The organism is Pseudomonas sp. Je.1.5.c (genome assembly GCF_051129895.1).
Lineage (GTDB): Bacteria > Pseudomonadota > Gammaproteobacteria > Pseudomonadales > Pseudomonadaceae > Aquipseudomonas > Aquipseudomonas urmiensis.
The window spans coordinates 52,909-70,987 of sequence record NZ_JBCPSP010000016.1 but is presented as its reverse complement, the minus strand read 5'-3'; the positions used below and the strand labels follow the sequence as shown (position 1 = coordinate 70,987).

Sequence of the window (18,079 nt, the reverse complement as noted above, 5' to 3'; positions counted from 1 at the left end):
CGCTAACGAGTAGGGGCGAGCGTATCCATTTTCGCTGCCCCGGCCAGCCTGTCAGCTGGCCATGACTTGCAGCTGATCCTTGCGTTGCTCGGCATTGTGCGCGGTCGCAGGATCTGCAGCAGGGTTGACTGCTGCCGCGCTCAAGGCCTGCTCTTGCAACTTGGCCTGCGTTTCGAGCTCGATGTCCTCTTTCAGTCGCTGGGCGATCTGCTCACCGATCTTCTGCTTTTGCTCGGGCGGCAGGGCTTCGAACTCCTCAGGGGTCAGGCCGAGCTCCGCAAGAATCTTCTCCTGGATCTTCTCCTCCGGAGTCTTGCTCATATAGTCGCGAAACTCCTGCAGCGCATTACTGCCGTCCTGCGTGCCGATACTGGCCTGCTGGCGGGCGCTGATATCAGGGTTTTGCAGCGCTACCTTGAGCTTGGCGAAGGCTTCCTCGCGAGCATCTTCAGCGTTTTGCTGCGAGGTGTTGGCTTGGCTGTTGTGCTGGCGGGTGGTGTTGGTTGCGACGGTCTGGCGTACCGGCATGACCTCGGCCAGCGCCTGTTCGTTGGTGATACGGCTTTGTGGCTGAACAGCATTCTGCCAGCCTAGCCCATTGAGGCTGATCATCATGACTCCTCCTTGGAGTATCAAAGGCAGGGCTTAAGAGGCAAAAGCTGTGCCAGCCTTAGGCTTTGTACGAAAAGCCTTGATACTTGTTCATGCTGCGTTGAAAACAGCCTCGGAATGCTCATTTACTCCAGTAAAGTCGAGCGCGACTCCGACCGTTCCTCGGCTGTTTTCGCCTTGCCTGACCGGCGTCTCAAGACTTTTCATACAGACCCTAGAAAACGGCTAAATAGCCCATCGGGAGTATTCCAGCCGCTACCCCGGTAGGAATATGCTTGCCACGCACAGGAACAGGATTGCCGCCAGCGGCAAAAGCAATGTTGCTCAGCAGCCCCGCGCAGGGGCGCAGTTGCTGGACACTACGGAGAGCGTCCATGAGTCAGGAATCAAGGCCGGTACCCGCCGGCTTCAGTGAACAGCAGTTGCACACGCTGTTCGAGCTGATCAGCGATGGTATCTGGGATTGGGACGCCAATAGCGGCTACGTCTATCGAAATCCTGGTTGGTACGCCATGTTGGGTTACCAGAGCCATTCGCTGGATAACAGCGTGCTGACCTGGGAAAGCGTGATCCACCCTGAAGATTATCCGCGGGTGATGGCGCACTTCGAGGCCTACATCAACCAGCGCAATGAACATTACCGGATCGAGTACCGCTGCCGCTGCCAGGATGGCAGTTACCTGTGGATCGAAGACAGCGGCCATATCATTGCCCACAACCCGGATGGCTCGGTGGCGCGCATGCTCGGTGCCCATCGCAACATCGATGCGGGCAAGCGCCTGGTGGCCGAACTCGAACAAAAAAACCATAGCCTGGAAGCCCAGGTCGCCGAACGCACCCGCGAGTTGTCCTGGGTCAACCAGCAACTGCAACGCCAGCTGGATGAAAACCGTGAACTGGCTGAACGCGATGCGTTGACCAGAATCGCCAACCGCTATCGGCTGGAAAAGGCCTTGCAGCAAGAATGTGAACGGGCGCGACGCTTTCGTCAGCCGTTTTCCCTGCTCGCCATGGACGTTGATGATTTCAAACCGATCAACGATCGCTATGGCCATGCCCGGGGCGATGCGGCACTGATCGAATTGGTCGAGCGCATTCGCCTGTGTTTGCGCGAGCAAGACCTGCTGGCCCGTTGGGGCGGTGATGAGTTTGCCGTGGTCTTGGCGCAAACGTCCTTGAATGAAGCGCTTGAGCTCGCTGCGAAGATTCGCCGGGCGCTGGAGCAGATCGAGCCGGTCGGCGATTGCCGCCTGACCCTCAGTTACGGTGTGGTGCAGTGCCAGCAAGGCGAAGACCCAGCTGGGCTGCTCGGGCGAGCCGATAAAGCCCTGTACCGCGCCAAGGCAGCAGGCAAGAACGTCATCAGCGAATAAAAAAAGACCCGCGGCGCAGCTAGCGCAGCGGGTCAAATCGGCCTTCGCCGCTTCAGTGTCAGATGTGCAGAGCCTGGCCCAGCGCCCTCAATGCGGTTTCCTGGACCGCTTCACCCAGGGTCGGGTGGGCGTGGATGGTGCCGGCGATGTCTTCCAGGCGAGCGCCCATTTCCAGCGATTGGGCAAATGCGGTCGACAGCTCCGAAACGGCTACGCCCACGGCTTGCCAGCCGAGGATCAAGTGGTTGTCGCGCCGAGCCACCACGCGCACGAAGCCCGTTTTCGATTCCAGGGTCATGGCCCGGCCGTTGGCCGCGAACGGGAACTGCGCGACGATGCAGTCCAGCCCTTGCTCGCTGGCCTGCTCCGGCGTCTTGCCGACCACCACCAGTTCCGGATCGGTGAAGCATACTGCGGCAATCGCGGTGGGCTCGAAGCGTCGCGTGTGGCCGGCGATCAACTCGGCGACCATCTCGCCCTGGGCCATGGCCCGATGGGCAAGCATGGGTTCGCCGGCCAAGTCGCCAATCGCCCAGACGTTGCGCATGCTGGTTTGGCAGCGCTCATCCACGGCCAGCGCAGCACCCTTCATCTGCAACCCCAGGCTTTCCAGGTTGAAGCCCTGGGTGCGCGGCCTGCGACCCACCGCCACCAGCACTTGGTCAGCTTCGACTCGCAGTTGCTGACCTTGGCCATCACGGGCCAGCAGGCAACCGTTTTCATAGCCCTCTACGCTGTGGCCCAGGTGCAGGCTGACGCCCAGCTTCTTCAGCGACTCGGCCACTGGGGCAGTCAGCTCAGCATCGTAAGTCGGCAAGATGCGCTCGCGCGCTTCCACCACGCTGACTTGAACGCCCAGCTTGCGGTAGGCGATGCCCAGTTCCAGGCCGATATAGCCACCGCCGACCACCACCAGGTGCTTGGGCAGCGCCTTGGGTGCCAGCGCCTCGGTCGAGGAGATGATCGGCCCGCCGAGCGGCAGCATCGGCAATTCGACGCTGCTCGATCCTGTGGCCAGCAGCAAGTGATCGCACTGGATGCGCTGGCCATCGACTTCGACACTCTTGCCGTCGAGGATCTTCGCCCAGCCATGTATCACCGTCACGCCATTCTTTTTCAGCAAGGCCGCGACGCCGCTGGTCAGGCGGTCGACAATGCCGTCCTTCCAGGCCACGCTGCGGGTGATGTCCAGGCGCGGCGCAGAAACACTGATGCCCAACGCCGATTGCTCAGTGTGCTGGCAGGTCTGGTGAAACTGCTCGGCCACATGGATCAGCGCCTTGGACGGAATGCAGCCGATGTTCAGGCAGGTCCCGCCCAACGCCTGGCCTTCGACCAGCACGGTAGGGATGCCCAGTTGCCCGGCGCGGATGGCGGCGATGTAGCCACCAGGGCCGCCACCGATGATCAGCAGGGTCGTGTTGATAATCTGTTGCATGCTCACTCCACGAACAGGCAGGCGGGCTGTTCCAGCAGGCCGCGCACGGCCTGGATGAACAGGGCGGCATCCATGCCATCGACCACCCGGTGGTCGAACGAGCTGGACAGGTTCATCATCTTGCGCACGACGATCTGGCCGTCGATCACCACCGGCCGTTCGACCATGCGGTTGACGCCGACGATCGCCACTTCCGGAGTGTTGACCACCGGCGTGCTGACGATGCCGCCCAGGGCGCCCAGGCTGGTCAGGGTGATGGTCGAGCCGGACAGTTCTTCGCGGCTGGCCTTGTTGTTGCGCGCAGCGTGGGCCAGGCGAGTGATCTCGCTGGCGTTGCCCCACAGGTTGCCCGCCTCGGCGTGGCGCAGCACCGGCACCATCAGGCCGTTATCGCCCTGGGTGGCGATACCGACGTGGACCGCACCATGGCGGGTGATGACCTGGGCTTCGTCGTCGTAGGTGGCGTTGATCTGCGGGAAATCGCGCAGGGCCACGACCATGGCGCGTACCAGGAACGGCAACAGGGTCAGCTTGCCGCGGCTATCGCCGTACTTTTGGTTGAGCTGCTGGCGCAGCGCTTCCAGGGCGGTGACGTCGATCTCCTCGACATAGCTGAAATGCGCGACCCGGCGCTTGGCGTCCTGCATGCGCTGGGCGATCTTGCGGCGCAGGCCGATCACCGGCACCTGCTCGCTGTCGCTGCGTTTGGCGTAACCGCTGGGCGCTTGACCTGCGCTGCTGTGTGGCTTGCTCATGAAGCCATCGAGGTCTTCGTGCAGGATGCGTCCGGCAGGGCCGCTGCCATGTACATAACGCAGTTCGATACCGGCATCCAGCGCGCGCTTGCGCACAGCCGGGGAGGCCAGCGGTTTTTCATTGGCCTGGCGCGGCACGATAGGCGCCGCAGCAGCGCTACTGGCCGGCTGGCTGGCTACGGCGACTGGCTCGGGGCGCAGCTCAGGCGTGCTTGCAGCGGGCGCCGGGGCTGGCTGTTGCGCAGGCTTGGCCTGCGGTGCGTCGACGTGGTTGCCGCTGCCTTCGACTTCAATGCGGATCAGCTCGCTGCCCACCGCCATGACTTCGCCAGGCTGGCCGCCAAGGGCCAGGACCTTGCCACTGACCGGCGAGGGGATTTCCACCGTGGCCTTGTCGGTCATGACATCGGCGACTACCTGGTCCTCGGCGATCACATCGCCGACTTTGACGAACCATTCCACCAACTCGACCTGCGCGATGCCTTCACCGATGTCCGGCATCTTGATGACGTGCGTGCCCATTCAGACCTCCATGACCCGTTTCAATGCCGCACCTACCCGTGAAGGGCCTGGGAAGTAAGCCCATTCCTGCGCGTGAGGGTAGGGGGTGTCCCAACCGGTGACGCGCTCGATCGGCGCTTCGAGGTGATGGAAGCAGTGCTCTTGAACCAGCGATACCAGCTCGGCGCCAAAGCCGCAGGTGCGGGTGGCTTCGTGGACCACCACGCAGCGGCCGGTCTTTTTCACCGACTCGACAATGGTGTCCAGGTCCAGCGGCCACAGGCTACGCAGGTCGATGACTTCCGCGTCGACGCCGGTTTCCTCGGCAGCGACTTGCGACACGTACACGGTAGTGCCATAGGTCAGTACGGTAACGTCGTTGCCCGGGCGGGTGATCGCCGCCTTGTCCAGTGGCACCGTGTAGTAACCATCCGGTACTGCGCTCTGGGCGTGCTTGGACCACGGTGTAACCGGGCGGTCGTGGTGGCCGTCGAACGGGCCGTTGTACAGGCGTTTGGGTTCAAGGAAGATCACCGGGTCGTCGCATTCGATCGAGGCGATCAGCAGCCCTTTGGCGTCATATGGGTTGGAGGGCATCACGGTGCGCAGGCCGCACACTTGGGTGAACATCGCCTCTGGGCTCTGGCTGTGGGTCTGGCCACCATAAATGCCACCGCCACAGGGCATGCGCAGGGTCAGTGGCGAAATGAACTCGCCGGCTGAACGATAGCGCAGGCGGGCCATCTCCGAGACGATCTGGTCGGAGGCCGGGTAGAAGTAGTCGGCGAACTGGATTTCCACCACCGGCCGCAGGCCATAGGCGCCCATGCCCACGGCGGTACCGACGATGCCACTTTCGGAAATCGGCGCGTCGAACACTCGCGATTTGCCGTACTTGGTCTGCAAGCCTTCGGTGCAACGGAACACGCCGCCGAAGTAGCCGACGTCCTGGCCGTAGATCACCACATTGTCGTCGCGCTCAAGCATGACATCCATGGCCGAGCGCAGGGCCTGGATCATGGTCATGGTGGTGGTGGACATGGCGGTTTCCAGGTCGATGCTGTTGTTGTGATCGTTCATCTCAGACCCCCAGCTCTTGGCGCTGACGGCGCAGGTGTTCGGGCATTTCCTTGTACACGTCCTCGAACATCGAGGCGGCGCTTGGGATATGGCCATTGCTCAAGGTGCCGAACTGTTCGGCGTCTTTCTGGGCCTTGAGAATCTCGGCTTCGAACTCGGCAGTCACCGCTTGATGTTCTTCCTCCGACCACTGGCCGATCTGGATCAGGTGCTGCTTCAGGCGAGCGATCGGGTCGCCCAGCGGGAAGTGGCTCCAGTCATCGGCGGGGCGGTACTTGGACGGATCGTCGGAAGTCGAGTGTGGGCCGGCGCGGTAGGTGACCCACTCGATCAAAGTCGGCCCCAGGCCACGGCGGGCACGTTCAGCGGCCCAGCGCGAGGCGGCGTAGACGGCGATGAAGTCGTTGCCATCGACGCGCAGCGAAGCGATGCCACAACCTACGCCACGCCCGGCGAAGGTGGTCGACTCACCACCGGCAATGGCCTGGAAGGTGGAGATCGCCCACTGGTTGTTGACCACGTTGAGAATCACCGGCGCGCGGTAGACGTGGGCGAAGGTCAGGGCGGTGTGGAAGTCCGACTCGGCCGTGGCGCCGTCGCCGATCCAGGCCGAGGCGATCTTGGTGTCACCCTTGATCGCCGACGCCATGGCCCAGCCGACCGCCTGGACGAACTGGGTGGCCAGGTTGCCGCTGATGGTGAAGAAGCCGGCCTCGCGGACCGAATACATGATCGGCAACTGGCGGCCCTTGAGCGGGTCGCGGGTGTTCGACAGCAACTGGCAGATCATGTCCACCAGCGATACCTCGCGGGCCATCAGGATGCTCTGCTGGCGGTAGGTCGGGAAGCACATGTCGCTGCGGTTCAAGGCCAGTGCCTGACCGCTGCCAATGGCTTCCTCGCCCAGGCTCTGCATGTAGAAGGACATCTTCTTCTGGCGCTGGGCAACCACCATGCGACTGTCGAAGATGCGCGTCTTGAGCATGGCGCGCATGCCTTGGCGCAGCACCTGCGGGTCAATGTCCTCGGCCCACGGGCCGACGGCATTGCCGTTTTCATCCAAAACCCGGACCAGGCTCTTGGACAGGTCCGCCGTTTCGGCAGGCTCGACATCAATCGGGGGTTTACGTACCAGGCCTGCATCGTTCAGACGCAGGTAGGAAAAATCGGTCTGGCAGCCTGGCCGGCCGGTAGGCTCGGGCACATGCAAACGCAGGGGGGCGTACTCGTTCATGCTGTTTACGCTCGCTCGGATGTTGTTTTTGTGAGCTTTGAAGCGGTCGCCGCTGACTACTGGCTCGTGACTGGTAGGTCAGCGCTAATTACATGTTAGAGGGAGCTCAGGAGAATTTTTCTCTCAAGTTCATTGCGTTTGTCCTGAGGGGAAGATAAACATTCCGGATAAACACAAAAATCAGGTGATTTTGTCTCATGCGCAAACTCGATCGCACGGATATCGGCATTCTCAACAGCCTGCAGGAAAACGCCCGGATCACCAACGCGGAGCTGGCGCGCTCGGTGAACCTGTCACCGACGCCGTGTTTCAACCGGGTCAAGGCGATGGAGGAGTTGGGGGTGATTCGCCAGCAGGTGACCTTGCTCTCGCCCGAGGCGCTGGGGCTGGATGTGAATGTGTTCATCCATGTCAGCCTGGAGAAACAGGTCGAACAGTCGCTGCACCGCTTCGAGGAAGAGATCGCCGAGCGGCCTGAGGTAATGGAGTGCTACCTGATGACGGGCGATCCGGATTATCTGCTGCGGGTGCTATTGCCGAGCATTCAGGCGCTGGAGCGGTTTCTCGATTACCTGACGCGTTTGCCGGGGGTGGCCAACATTCGCTCCAGCTTTGCCCTCAAGCAGGTGCGCTACAAGACCGCCTTGCCGTTGCCGGCCAATGGCATGACCTTGCGTGAGTGATCTGAACCTTTGTCCGGGCGGCCAAACCACGACTGTTCACTAAACCCGCATGTATCCGCAATCAGCTGCTTGATATTTTAAACACCCCCAGCCTATGTTGTGCTTGTCGCCGTCCCCGGCATACAAAAACAACAAGGATAGAGTCATGACGACCGAAGCCCAGCGCGCCTTCGCCGAGCACCTCATGGGCATTGCTGAAATCGAGTGCGTAACCCCTGACCTCAATGGCGTCCCGCGCGGCAAAGTGATGACAGCCGAAGGTTTCCTCGAAGGCCGGCGCCTGCAAATGGCCCGTGGGGTACTGCTGCAATGCATCATGGGTGGTTACCCGGCCGCCACGTTCTACGGCAGCGACGACGGCGACCTGGCATTGGTCGCCGACCCCGCCCAGGTTCACCGCCTGCCCTGGAGCGACGAGGCGCGGGCTCTGGCCATCTGCGATGCCAACGAGCTCGATGGCGCCTCATCCGGGTTGTCGACCCGTGGCCAGTTGAAGGCAGTCATTGCCCGTTATGCTGCACTGGGCCTGGCGCCAGTGGTGGCCACCGAGCTCGAATTCTTTGTCTTCGCCCCTAATGGCGACCCTGGCCAGCCGTTCCAGCCACCGCTGGGCACGGACGGTCGCCGCGAACTGGGTCATTCGGCGTTCAGCGTCAGCTCCAACAACGGCTTGCGCCCATTCTTCAATGAGGTATACCGCTGCATGGCCGCACTCGGCCTGCCGCGCGACACCTTCATGCACGAGATGGGCGTCAGCCAGTTCGAGATCAATCTGCTGCACGGCGACCCGCTGCTGTTGGCTGACCAGACGTTCCTGTTCAAGCACCTGCTCAAGGAAGTCGCGCTCAAGCATGGCCTGACCGTGGTGTGCATGGCCAAGCCATTGGCGAAAACCCCAGGCAGCTCTATGCACATCCATCAGAGCCTGGTCGAGATCGGCAGTGGGCGCAATGTCTTCAGTGATGCGGCAGGGCAGCCCACCGAGACCTTCCATCACTTCATCGGCGGCCTGCAGGCGTGCATGGCGGACTTCACCGCGTTGTTCGCGCCCAACGTCAATTCCTATCAGCGCCTGTGCCATCCCTACGCCTCGCCCAACAACGCCTGCTGGTCGCAAGACAACCGCGCCGCTGGCCTGCGCATCCCGGCCAGTTCGCCGTTGGCGCGTCGGGTCGAAAACCGCTTGCCCGGCGCCGACGCCAACCCCTACCTGGCGATCGCCGCCAGCCTGGGCGCCGGCTTGCATGGCATCGAGCAGCAGTTGCAGCCGACGCCGGCGATCCAGGGTGAATTCGAAGTGCCGGAGCACCTAAGCCTGCCCTGCACCCTGCATGCTGCGCTGGAGCGGCTCAAGCGCAGCACGCTGGCGCGGGAACTGTTCGGCAAGGAGTTCATCGAAGGCTATGTCGCGACCAAGACCCTGGAGCTGAGCGATTTCTTCGATGAGATCACCCCGTGGGAGCGCCGCGTGCTGGCGGCACAAGCCTGATCGCGACACAACTGACACTGGACACGTCCGGCATGAGTTTTTTCCGGGGTGGGGGCCTGCGCCGCCACGGATTTGCCCTTATGCTTGCCAGCACCCCCTCCACCTGACCAGGGAGCCCTTCGGGACGCATGCGACAGATCTGGAAGTCTTTTCGTTCGCTGTATTTCGCCGCCCTGATGATGCTGATCGGCTCGGGCCTGTTGAGTACCTACCTGGCCCTGCGCCTGGCTGCCGACCATGTCGACAGCCTGTGGGTCGGTGCGCTGATGGCGGCCAACTACTTCGGTCTGGCGCTGGGCGGCAAGATCGGTCACCGGCTGATCGGCCGGGTGGGTCATATTCGCGCCTATGCCACCTGCGCCGGCATCGTCGGCGCAGCGGTGCTGGGCCATGGCCTGACCGACTTGCTACCGGTATGGGTGGGCCTGCGGATGATCGTCGGCCTGGGGATGATGTGCCAGTACATGGTGATCGAGAGCTGGCTCAACGAGCAGGCCGACGCCAAGCAACGCGGTGCGGTGTTCAGTGGCTACATGATCGCCTCGTACCTGGGCCTGGTGCTCGGGCAGTTGATCCTGGTCGTGCACCCTGAGCTTGGCCCAGAGCTGTTGATGTTGGTCGCCATGTGCTTTGCCCTGTGCCTGGTGCCGGTGGCCATGACCCGGCGGATTCACCCGGCGCCCCTGCGTCCGGCGCCGATGGAGCCGAAGTTCTTCATCAAGCGGGTCCCGCAGTCGTTGAGTACGGTGCTCGGCTCGGGCCTGATCGTCGGTTCGTTCTATGGCCTGGCGCCGCTGTATGCCTCCAGCCAAGGCTTGAGCACCGAGCAGATCGGTCTGTTCATGGGCTGCTGCATCTTTGCCGGGCTGGTGGTGCAGTGGCCGCTGGGCTGGCTGTCTGATCGCTACGACCGTGCGGTGTTGATCCGCAGTGCGGCGGTGGGGCTGGCATTGGCGGCGGCTCCGCTGGCGATCTTGCCCAGTGTGCCGCTGGAGGTCCTGTTTGCCATTGGCTTTGTGATTTCCTTGCTGCAGTTCTGCCTGTATCCATTGGCGGTAGCGTTTTCCAACGACCACGTGGAGAGTGAACGGCGGGTCTCGCTGACCGCCATGCTGCTGGTGACCTATGGCGTGGGCGCTTGTATCGGGCCGTTGGCGGCGGGGGTGCTGATGAAGGTGCTGGGCCCGCAGATGCTGTATGCGTTCTTCTTGTTCTTCGCCTTGGTGCTGGTATGGCGCATTCGGCCTAAAGCGGTTACGGGCTTGCACCAGGTGCAGGACGCACCGCTGGGCCACGTGGCGATGCCGGCCGCTGGATCGCCGCTGTCTGCAGCCCTCGACCCACGGGTCGATGAGCAGACGGTGCAAGACGTGATGCAGGCGCCGATTGCGGCGGAAGATACCGAGGATGAGCAGCAAGAGCAGGACATGCCTGCGGCGCAAGTCGACAAGCCGGCTTGAATCCTGCTGGCACAAATAGAGAAGCCACCCGAGGGTGGCTTTTTCATTTCTGCAGCAAAATCAATAATCGTCCTTGTCGAACCGCCGCGCCTCACGCTGCAGCTGGTAGACAAAACTCTCGATCTTGCGCTGCGCCTGACCATTGAGGTTATGGAAGCGCACACCGGCAAACGTCGTGTTGATCCGCTCTTCATAATGCAGATGACGCAGCTCCACCATCACATCGTTCAGCCCCAGCGGGCTGGCTGCCTTGAAACGCTCATACACCTGCCCCAGTTGCAGGCGCTCTTCGACGTTGCCGTCAAAGCGCATCTTGCAGCCGGTGGCGGAAATATCCAGCAGCTTGCCGCGCAGCGCGCCATTGCCCTTGAGGTGAGTGCCATCGAGCGTGACATCGACCAGCTGCGACAGCTTCAACGCAGCGCGAAAGGCATTACGCCGCTGGTGATAGGTCACTTCTTCCGGCAGTGGGCCGCGGTAGCTGCGGTGGCCGTCGATTTCGGTGATGGTCAGCGGGGTGTTGCATTCCCAGGCTATACGGACACCGTCGTGGAAGCCTTCGACGCGGAAGGGTTCGCCATTCTCGATGAATTTTTCGCCGTCGCGCGGGATCATCTCGTCCAGCGCCAAGGTGTTGCTGTCACGGTCCACATGCACCACGTAGCTTTGGAATCGCTGGCTGCGCTCATGGAAGGTGATGATCAGCGGATCGTGGCTATCCAGCAGCTGGCGCAGGTTGGCGGCAATCTCCAACGGAGTGCTCAGCACCTTAGGCGGCTGGGGAGCATCGGATTCATTGAACACGGGTTATCAATCTCCAGGCAAAAACAACACACGCAAGTAACGGCATTTTGCCAGTATGTTCCGTGCCTTGATAGAAATAATCACACTTGGCTGAGCGCCCGAGGCTTAGCCAGTGGCGAGGTCGCGCCACGGCTATCGTACAGCGACGGAGAATCGCCGCCGTTGAGGATTCTGATCTGGTTGGCCGTGACTTGCTGCTGCATCTGAATGATCCGGCCATTGGTCTCGTTGACCTGCTGGCAGGTGTCCATCAGTTGGGTCAGCACATCGAGTTGCTGCAAGATCAAGTCGCCATTTGGCGACTGCGCCGCGAGTGCCTGCACGCCGGCGCGATTGGCACTCAGGCCAAGGCTTGCGAGCAGGTTGTTGCGCCGCTGGCCCTGCTGTTCGAGCAATATGATCAACGACTGTTTGCGCGCCAGGATTTCTTCCAGCGCGACCATTTCCCGGCCATGCAGGGCCACTGCTTCGCTCTGTAGCAGCTCGAGCAGCTCCTGGGTAGGGGCGATGTCGTCTTCGATCAATTGCAGCAGGGTAGTATCGTGCATGGCTGGCTCTTGGCTTAAAGCGTCCTAGAAGTCAGCGCGACGAAGGGTCAGCGCTGAGCTTCGAAATCTAGCAGTTTGCTGGCGACCCGGCCGGCATCGACCTGGTAGCTGCCATCTGCGATTGCCTGCTTCAACTCGGCCACACGGGCACTGTTGACCACCGGCTGATCGCGCAGCTTGTCGCTGATCTTCTGCAACTGCTGGGCCTCTTGACTGAGGTGTACCGCTTCTCCGCTGACGCTGGAGCGCGCTGGCGCTTCACTGGTTTCGCCGGTTTTCTCGGCGTTGCCGGTCGCGGCAGTGCCGCGAACGCCGCCCGTAACGGACGGAGAGTTATTCAAACGACTGAAGTCGATGACCATGATCAGAAACCTCTGGGTATTTGGACGCTTGCCTTGTTTTCGGCCACCCCGAAAAAAACTTTAGGCACAAATGCATAGCCGCTTGTCAGCAAGCTCGCGCAACCCGTTTTCTGACACAGTTTAGGTAAAGCGGTTCCTTACCGCCAGCCCTGCTACATGGCCACCTCGACCTGCCCGGGTCCGGTGACCCGCGCCTTCACTACGCGTTTTGAGTTCAGATTGCGTACCCGGATCTGTTCGCTCAGGCCGCCCTTGCTCAGGGCTTCACCGGGCATGCGCACGCTCAGGCTGCCGCTGCGGGCGATGATCACCACGTGATCGCCCTTACGGATCACCTCGGCCTGTTCCAGGTGTTGCGGGGTCAAGACCTGATCAAGCACGGCCGGGCGCAACAGCTTCATGCCCAGCGCCTGGTCCAGGTCACTGAGAAAACCTTGGTTGAGTGTGCCGACGTCGCGTTCACGCAAGGCGACATCGCCTTCGCCCACCACACTCTCGCGCTTGAGTGGACGGACCATCACCACCACCTCACGGAACAGCTTGACCTGCGCCGGGACGAACACTGTCCACGGTGCGCTGCTGTCACAGCGCACACGCACCGTGACCCGACCCAGCGGCTGCGCTGGGCTTTCCAGCGAGGCGTCCAGCGCCTGGCTGCACAGCGGCATGCGCAGCCGTGGGTCGAGGGTGTTGACCTGGATCTCGTAACGCCCCGGGGTCTGGGTGGTGGCCAGGTAATCTTCGACGGTGAATTCAAGAAACCCTTGGGTGACACCGATAAGCTGTTCAGGCAAGGTTACTGTGTCCGCCAGCGCGCGAGTGCTGGGGGCGAGCAGGCACAACACGGCCAAGTGGCCGGCCAGCAGGCGCGTCAGTCGTCGGAAAAATGTCGTTTTCGTGTACATAGCGCTCAAAAAAGCAAAGCCCGTGCCGACTTTATAGGCAGGCAAAAAATGTAAAGGAGTCTGGCATGGCTGGTGTTATGGATTCGGTCAACCAGCGCACGCAGCTGGTTGGGCAGAATCGCCTGGAACTCTTGCTGTTCCGCCTCAATGGCGATCAGCTTTATGGCATCAACGTGTTCAAGGTCCGGGAGGTGCTGCAGTGCCCGGAATTGACCGTGTTGCCCAAGTCTCATCCGGTGGTACGCGGCGTTGCCAACATACGCGGGGCGACCATCCCAATTCTTGACCTGTCGATGGCTACCGGCTTGCCGGGCCTGAAGGAAGAAACCCGCAACAGCTTCGTGATCATCACCGAGTACAACACCAAGACCCAGGGCTTTCTGGTGCATTCGGTCGAACGCATCGTCAACATGAACTGGGAAGAGATTCATCCGCCACCCAAGGGCACCGGTCGCGACCATTACCTGACCGCGGTTACCCGGGTCGACAACCGCATGGTGGAAATCATCGACGTCGAGAAGGTGCTGGCCGAAGTGTCGCCGTCGTCCGAGTCGGTGTCTGCCGGCGTGGTCGATGCCGAGGTGCAGGACAAGGCGGTACTGCTGCGAGTGCTGACAGTCGACGATTCGTCGGTGGCGCGCAAGCAGGTCAGTCGCTGCCTGCAAACCGTCGGGGTCGAGGTGGTGGCGCTCAATGATGGCCGTCAGGCGTTGGATTACCTGCGTAAGCTGGTCGATGAGGGTAAGCGTCCGGAAGATGAGTTCCTGATGATGATCTCGGACATTGAAATGCCAGAAATGGATGGCTACACCCTTACCGCAGAGATTCGCAGCGATCCGCGCATGCAAAAATTGCACATCGTCCTGCATACTTCCCTGTCTGGGGTGTTCAACCAGGCCATGGTCAAGAAAGTCGGCGCCGACGACTTCCTGGCCAAGTTCAAGCCGGACGACCTTGCCCAACGGGTGGTCGACCGGATCAACGCGACGCATTGAAACGGCCGGGGCACGTCCCCGGCCCCAGCGATTGAAAAGAGGCGGCAGCATTGTCTACGGGTAATTTGGATTTCGAACAGTTCCGGGTCTTCCTGGAGAAAGCCTGTGGCATCCTGCTGGGCGAGAATAAGCAGTACCTGGTCTCCAGCCGTCTCAACAAGCTGATGGAGCAGCAGGGCATCAAGTCTCTGGGTGAGCTGGTGCAGCGCATTCAGAGCCAACCGCGAAGCGGCCTGCGTGAGCAGGTGGTCGACGCCATGACCACCAACGAAACCCTGTGGTTTCGCGATACCTATCCATTCGAAGTGCTCAAGAACAAAGTCATCCCTGAGTTCCTCAAGGGTAACCCTGGGCAGCGTCTGCGCATCTGGTCGGCGGCTTGCTCCTCCGGGCAGGAGCCGTACTCGCTGTCGATGGCCATCGACGAGTTCGAGCGCAGCAACCTTGGCCAGTTGAAAATGGGCGCGCAGATTGTCGCCACCGACCTATCCGGGGCGATGCTGACCAACTGCAAAAGTGGTGAATACGACAGCCTGGCGATTGCCCGTGGCCTCTCGCAAGAGCGTCTGCAGCGTTATTTCGACCCGAAAGGGCCGGGGCGCTGGGCGGTCAAGGCGCCGATTCGCAGCCGGGTCGAGTTCCGCTCGTTCAACCTGCTCGATAGTTACGCGAGCCTGGGCAAGTTCGATGTGGTGTTCTGCCGCAACGTGCTGATCTACTTCTCGGCTCAGGTCAAGAAGGACATCCTGCTGCGTATTCACAGCACGCTCAAGCCTGGCGGGTATCTGTTCCTGGGCGCTTCGGAGGCGCTCAACGGTTTGCCGGATCACTACCAGATGGTTCAGTGCAGTCCGGGGATCATCTATCAGGCCAAGTGATTGGCCCATGTAAAAAGGCCGGTGTCGCGAGACACCGGCCTTTTTGTTTTGCGTTGCTTGCACTGGGCTTATCGCCAGACAAGCCGCAGCGCTATCTCAGGGCAGGCTTAGAAGTCGTAGCGCACCTTGGCCGAGAACACGTCGGCATCAAAGCCCGACTTGCCGATGTAGTCGTAGTTCAGGCCCAGGGTCACCGCGCCCAGCTTGTAGTCCGCGCCCACACCCGCTTCATAGCTGTCACGCACGGCGCTGGCGCCATGGGTCACGAACGGCGTGTTGCCAAGCAGGAAGGTCGAAGTGCTGCTGGCCTCGTCGGCGGCAAAGTCGTGATAGGCCATCAGCTTGAACTGCGGCTCCAGGGTGCCGGCGCCCAGGTTGTAACTGCCCGCAACACGCATGCCGGCGCCCAGCTCGATGGCTTCGTAACGCTGGTCCTCGACCTTCAGAGCTGCAGACGAGCCCTTCTCGCGGTAGCCGTCGATTTCCACGCGGCTGTAACGCGCAGCCAAGCGTGGCTCGACCAGCAACTGCGGGCTGATCCGGTAGGTGTAGCCACCGACCAGGTTCAGGCCGAGCAGGTCGCTGTCATAGTCAGCCTTGGCCTTGGTGCCAGCGATCTCGCGTTTGCCTTGGTTGTCGTTCAAGCCATAGGTCAAGCTGGCATCGACGAAGTAGTTGCCTTGCTCGAAGCCGCCATACAGGGTGAAGGCGTGGCTGTCGACTTCAGTCTGGTTACCGCCTTTGCCGTTGACGTCGGTGTTGATGAAGCTATACGCCAGGCCCAGGGTGAGCTGGTCGTTGAGCTTGCCATCGGCGCCGACGGCGATACCGCGGCTGTAGGCGTTGTAACCGGCGATGCCGTCACGCTGACCTTGAGTGGCATCGCTGTACAGCGATTGCACCCACACGCCGGTCTCTTTGAAGGCTTCACCGGAAGAGGCGCCGCGCAGGCCGCTGGTGCGGCTACTGGTGACACTGCTGACCAGGCTTTGGCTGGTGGTGGCAGCCTGGGTGGCGCCGCCGTTGGTTTCCGGGGTCAGTTGCTCGGCGAGCTTGGCCAGCTCGGCGCCGCTGGCATTTGCCGCGGCGCGCAGCAGTGGATCGTTTTCGCCCAGCTTGCCCAGGATGCCGTCCTGGACCAGGGCGCCAAGCGAGCGCTTGTGGTTGTCCGAGCCACCATGCTGCTCAAGGATCTGGTCGATGCCTTGCTGGCTCTTGGTGGTGACCACCGCCACCACTTGATTGTCACGAATGACGCTGCTGTCGACATTGAGCAGGGCCGACGTGCTGGTGACGGCGATGGTGCCTTGTGGGTCGACATTCTCGCCGCTGGCATCGAGCACTTGCAGTTTGCCAGCCTCGATCAAGGTGTAGCTGCTGCCGTTGGCGCTGAAGTCGTTGCCGCGCGCGGCCAGTTTCAACTGGGCGCCTTGACCGAATTCGGCAGTGCCGCTGACCTGTACCACCGCCCGCGACGGATCGGTGTCGGCACCCAGGGTCAGGCCCAGTGCCGAGTTGCCCGCTACGTACAGGTTGCCGGCAATGCTGGTGTGCGCCGACTGCAGCGACAGCGTGGTGGCCAGGTTGTCGCTGGCCGAGCCGACATTGATCCAGCCGTTATCCTTCAGGCGAATGTTGGCGCCATCGGCGCTGCTGTCGGTGCCGGTGAACGAGGTGTCGCCCTCGACTTCGATGTTCGACAGGTCGATCAGGTTGCCGACGATGACGCTGCCTTTGCGGAGGATCAGCTCGACCGGGCGGTTAGCCTCGGAAGCGTCGATGGCTTCATCCTGGGAAATGATGCTGCCGCTGTTGTAGATGTTCAGGTCGCCGTGTTGCTGATACCAAGGCTGCAGACCAGGGCCATCGAAATCGACGTTGCCAATGGTGATCGCGGCGTCTTGGGCAATGATCTTGCCGGTGTTGAGCAGGTGGACACCGTCGGCGCTGCTCAGGCTGGCGCCATCGAGCATGATGCCGTTGGCATCTTCACCGGTGGCGATGATGGTGCCGTGGTTTTCGATGCCCGCCAGGTCAACCATGTCGCCGTACTTGCTGGTGGTGGCGTCGATGGCCGTGGCGCCATCGCCGCTGACTTCGATAGTGCCGAAGTTGATCAGCTTGCCCTTGATGGTGCCGCCTTCGAGGTTGATCCCGCGCGAGTCTTCACCTTTGGCGACGATGCGGCCGGTGCTGGCATTGACCAGGTCGCCTTCGATCAGCGAGGTGCCGGAGAAGTCCAGGGCACGGGCCACGTCGATTTCGCCATCGTCATCCAGCGGTTCGCCAATCGCTGCCAGCAAGCCTTGGTTGATTACGCTGCCGCCGATGTAGGCCGGATCGATCATCAGCGCGTTGGCGCCACCGCCCGTGGCGGTGATGCTGCCTTTGTTGATCACGTCGCCTTCGATGGTGTTGCGTGCCCAGCCCAGGTTGTCTTCCCAGCTGTCCATGTCGACGCCACCGGCAAAATCACCGGTGCTGTTAATGGTGCTGTTGAGGATCAGGTTGCCGGTGATGGTCGAGCCATTGAGCTCGATAGCGTCTTCGTCACTGCCGCCGGTATAGCTGCCAGTGAATTCGAGGTCGCCGTTATGGGTCTGGTGTTCGCTCTTGTAGCCGGCATTGGTCAGTTGCACGGTTTCGGCGAAGGCGGGCAGGGCGCTGGTGGTGATGGCCAGGGCCAGCAAGGTTTTGCGGAAGGTCAACGGAGCCACGGGTTCTTTCCTTGGAAAACAGTGGGAAAACAACGCGCATCCATGCGTGGCGTGAGACCTTCGATCCATAAGATAGTGGCCTCATGCCACATATCAGCGCGGTCGCGGATGCTAGCGTAATTGATGGCTAATTGACACTTTTGCCTGGCGTCAATTTTTTGCTTTGCCGCTTTTGCCGCTGATCGATTGCCGCTTGCCGCTGCGTGAGCGGAAGCAGTTTGCCGCTTTTCTGGCATGACGGCGTT

At 61.6% G+C, this 18,079-nt stretch carries 16 protein-coding genes; 6 read left to right on the top strand and 10 right to left on the bottom strand.

Annotation, left to right across the window (positions count from 1 at the left end; translation table 11 throughout):
• Positions 1-51: 51 nt before the first annotated feature.
• Entirely contained in the window at positions 52-615 is a 564-nt protein-coding gene (locus AAZU54_RS14020; protein WP_225915575.1) for a hypothetical protein, read from the bottom strand.
• Between the two features lie 371 nt (positions 616-986).
• Here AAZU54_RS14020 and AAZU54_RS14015 point away from each other — a divergent pair, with 371 nt between their 5' ends.
• A complete protein-coding gene (locus AAZU54_RS14015) occupies positions 987-1,985 on the top strand; it encodes a sensor domain-containing diguanylate cyclase (RefSeq protein WP_264235088.1) in 999 nt (332 codons plus the stop codon).
• Between the two features lie 58 nt (positions 1,986-2,043).
• Here AAZU54_RS14015 and lpdA read toward each other — a convergent pair whose 3' ends face one another.
• Genes lpdA through AAZU54_RS13995 form a run of 4 tightly spaced genes read right to left on the bottom strand, consistent with a single transcriptional unit; the run spans position 2,044 to position 6,993 of the window.
• Positions 2,044-3,423, bottom strand: a complete 1,380-nt coding sequence (gene lpdA, locus AAZU54_RS14010; RefSeq protein WP_186555929.1) for a dihydrolipoyl dehydrogenase — start codon at positions 3,421-3,423, stop codon at positions 2,044-2,046.
• Positions 3,424-3,425: 2 nt separating this feature from the next.
• Positions 3,426-4,700, bottom strand: a complete 1,275-nt coding sequence (locus AAZU54_RS14005) for a dihydrolipoamide acetyltransferase family protein (protein WP_186555930.1) — start codon at positions 4,698-4,700, stop codon at positions 3,426-3,428.
• Positions 4,701-5,759 (bottom strand): alpha-ketoacid dehydrogenase subunit beta, encoded by a 1,059-nt coding sequence (locus tag AAZU54_RS14000; protein ID WP_186555931.1) that lies wholly within the window; start codon positions 5,757-5,759, stop codon positions 4,701-4,703.
• Between the two features lies 1 nt (position 5,760).
• Entirely contained in the window at positions 5,761-6,993 is a 1,233-nt protein-coding gene (locus tag AAZU54_RS13995; protein WP_186555932.1) for a 3-methyl-2-oxobutanoate dehydrogenase (2-methylpropanoyl-transferring) subunit alpha, read from the bottom strand.
• A gap of 197 nt (positions 6,994-7,190) precedes the next feature.
• Between AAZU54_RS13995 and bkdR the strand changes: the two genes are divergently transcribed.
• The 3 genes from bkdR (at position 7,191) to AAZU54_RS13980 (ending at position 10,625) form a co-directional block, all read left to right on the top strand.
• The gene (gene bkdR, locus AAZU54_RS13990) at positions 7,191-7,676 is read left to right on the top strand and encodes a Bkd operon transcriptional regulator BkdR (protein ID WP_027593063.1); all 486 of its coding nucleotides are present in this window, start codon (positions 7,191-7,193) and stop codon (positions 7,674-7,676) included.
• 247 nt (positions 7,677-7,923) lie between these two features.
• Positions 7,924-9,165: a glutamine synthetase family protein gene (locus AAZU54_RS13985; protein ID WP_186556047.1), complete on the top strand. Its 1,242-nt coding sequence runs from the start codon at positions 7,924-7,926 to the stop codon at positions 9,163-9,165.
• Between the two features lie 128 nt (positions 9,166-9,293).
• Complete coding sequence (locus AAZU54_RS13980) at positions 9,294-10,625, top strand: MFS transporter (protein ID WP_186555933.1); 1,332 nt, start codon at positions 9,294-9,296, stop codon at positions 10,623-10,625.
• 60 nt (positions 10,626-10,685) lie between these two features.
• Here AAZU54_RS13980 and AAZU54_RS13975 read toward each other — a convergent pair whose 3' ends face one another.
• The 4 genes from AAZU54_RS13975 to flgA form a co-directional block, all read right to left on the bottom strand.
• Entirely contained in the window at positions 10,686-11,429 is a 744-nt protein-coding gene (locus AAZU54_RS13975) for a flagellar brake protein (RefSeq protein ID WP_264235081.1), read from the bottom strand.
• An 80-nt stretch (positions 11,430-11,509) separates the two neighbouring features.
• On the bottom strand, positions 11,510-11,977 hold the full coding sequence (locus AAZU54_RS13970) for a flagella synthesis protein FlgN (RefSeq protein WP_186555935.1): 468 nt from the start codon (positions 11,975-11,977) through the stop codon (positions 11,510-11,512).
• Between the two features lie 47 nt (positions 11,978-12,024).
• Positions 12,025-12,339 (bottom strand): flagellar biosynthesis anti-sigma factor FlgM, encoded by a 315-nt coding sequence (gene flgM, locus AAZU54_RS13965; RefSeq protein WP_264235079.1) that lies wholly within the window; start codon positions 12,337-12,339, stop codon positions 12,025-12,027.
• 152 nt (positions 12,340-12,491) lie between these two features.
• Positions 12,492-13,244 (bottom strand): flagellar basal body P-ring formation chaperone FlgA, encoded by a 753-nt coding sequence (flgA, locus tag AAZU54_RS13960; RefSeq protein WP_186555937.1) that lies wholly within the window; start codon positions 13,242-13,244, stop codon positions 12,492-12,494.
• Between the two features lie 65 nt (positions 13,245-13,309).
• Between flgA and AAZU54_RS13955 the strand changes: the two genes are divergently transcribed.
• Together AAZU54_RS13955 and cheR are read left to right on the top strand one after the other, a co-directional pair.
• Positions 13,310-14,239, top strand: coding sequence for a chemotaxis protein CheV (locus tag AAZU54_RS13955; RefSeq protein ID WP_186555938.1), 930 nt, complete (start codon positions 13,310-13,312; stop codon positions 14,237-14,239).
• Positions 14,240-14,289: 50 nt separating this feature from the next.
• Positions 14,290-15,117 carry a protein-glutamate O-methyltransferase CheR gene (cheR, locus tag AAZU54_RS13950; protein ID WP_186555939.1) on the top strand — a complete coding sequence of 276 codons (828 nt, stop codon included), beginning with the start codon at positions 14,290-14,292 and terminating at the stop codon, positions 15,115-15,117.
• 107 nt (positions 15,118-15,224) lie between these two features.
• On the opposite strand, the gene AAZU54_RS13945 is transcribed toward cheR, so the two are convergent.
• The gene (locus tag AAZU54_RS13945; protein ID WP_405129330.1) at positions 15,225-17,825 is read right to left on the bottom strand and encodes an autotransporter domain-containing protein; all 2,601 of its coding nucleotides are present in this window, start codon (positions 17,823-17,825) and stop codon (positions 15,225-15,227) included.
• Positions 17,826-18,079 lie beyond the last annotated feature (254 nt).

What these genes read in the sequence shown, in the direction of transcription:
- AAZU54_RS14020 (WP_225915575.1), bottom strand. Translation starts at nt 615, where the DNA reads ATGATGATCAGCCTCAATGGGCTAGGCTGGCAGAATGCTGTTCAGCCA.
- AAZU54_RS14015 (WP_264235088.1), top strand. Translation starts at nt 987, where the DNA reads ATGAGTCAGGAATCAAGGCCGGTACCCGCCGGCTTCAGTGAACAGCAG.
- lpdA (WP_186555929.1), bottom strand. Translation starts at nt 3,423, where the DNA reads ATGCAACAGATTATCAACACGACCCTGCTGATCATCGGTGGCGGCCCT.
- AAZU54_RS14005 (WP_186555930.1), bottom strand. Translation starts at nt 4,700, where the DNA reads ATGGGCACGCACGTCATCAAGATGCCGGACATCGGTGAAGGCATCGCG.
- AAZU54_RS14000 (WP_186555931.1), bottom strand. Translation starts at nt 5,759, where the DNA reads ATGAACGATCACAACAACAGCATCGACCTGGAAACCGCCATGTCCACC.
- AAZU54_RS13995 (WP_186555932.1), bottom strand. Translation starts at nt 6,993, where the DNA reads ATGAACGAGTACGCCCCCCTGCGTTTGCATGTGCCCGAGCCTACCGGC.
- bkdR (WP_027593063.1), top strand. Translation starts at nt 7,191, where the DNA reads ATGCGCAAACTCGATCGCACGGATATCGGCATTCTCAACAGCCTGCAG.
- AAZU54_RS13985 (WP_186556047.1), top strand. Translation starts at nt 7,924, where the DNA reads ATGACAGCCGAAGGTTTCCTCGAAGGCCGGCGCCTGCAAATGGCCCGT.
- AAZU54_RS13980 (WP_186555933.1), top strand. Translation starts at nt 9,294, where the DNA reads ATGCGACAGATCTGGAAGTCTTTTCGTTCGCTGTATTTCGCCGCCCTG.
- AAZU54_RS13970 (WP_186555935.1), bottom strand. Translation starts at nt 11,977, where the DNA reads ATGCACGATACTACCCTGCTGCAATTGATCGAAGACGACATCGCCCCT.
- flgM (WP_264235079.1), bottom strand. Translation starts at nt 12,339, where the DNA reads ATGGTCATCGACTTCAGTCGTTTGAATAACTCTCCGTCCGTTACGGGC.
- flgA (WP_186555937.1), bottom strand. Translation starts at nt 13,244, where the DNA reads ATGTACACGAAAACGACATTTTTCCGACGACTGACGCGCCTGCTGGCC.
- AAZU54_RS13955 (WP_186555938.1), top strand. Translation starts at nt 13,310, where the DNA reads ATGGCTGGTGTTATGGATTCGGTCAACCAGCGCACGCAGCTGGTTGGG.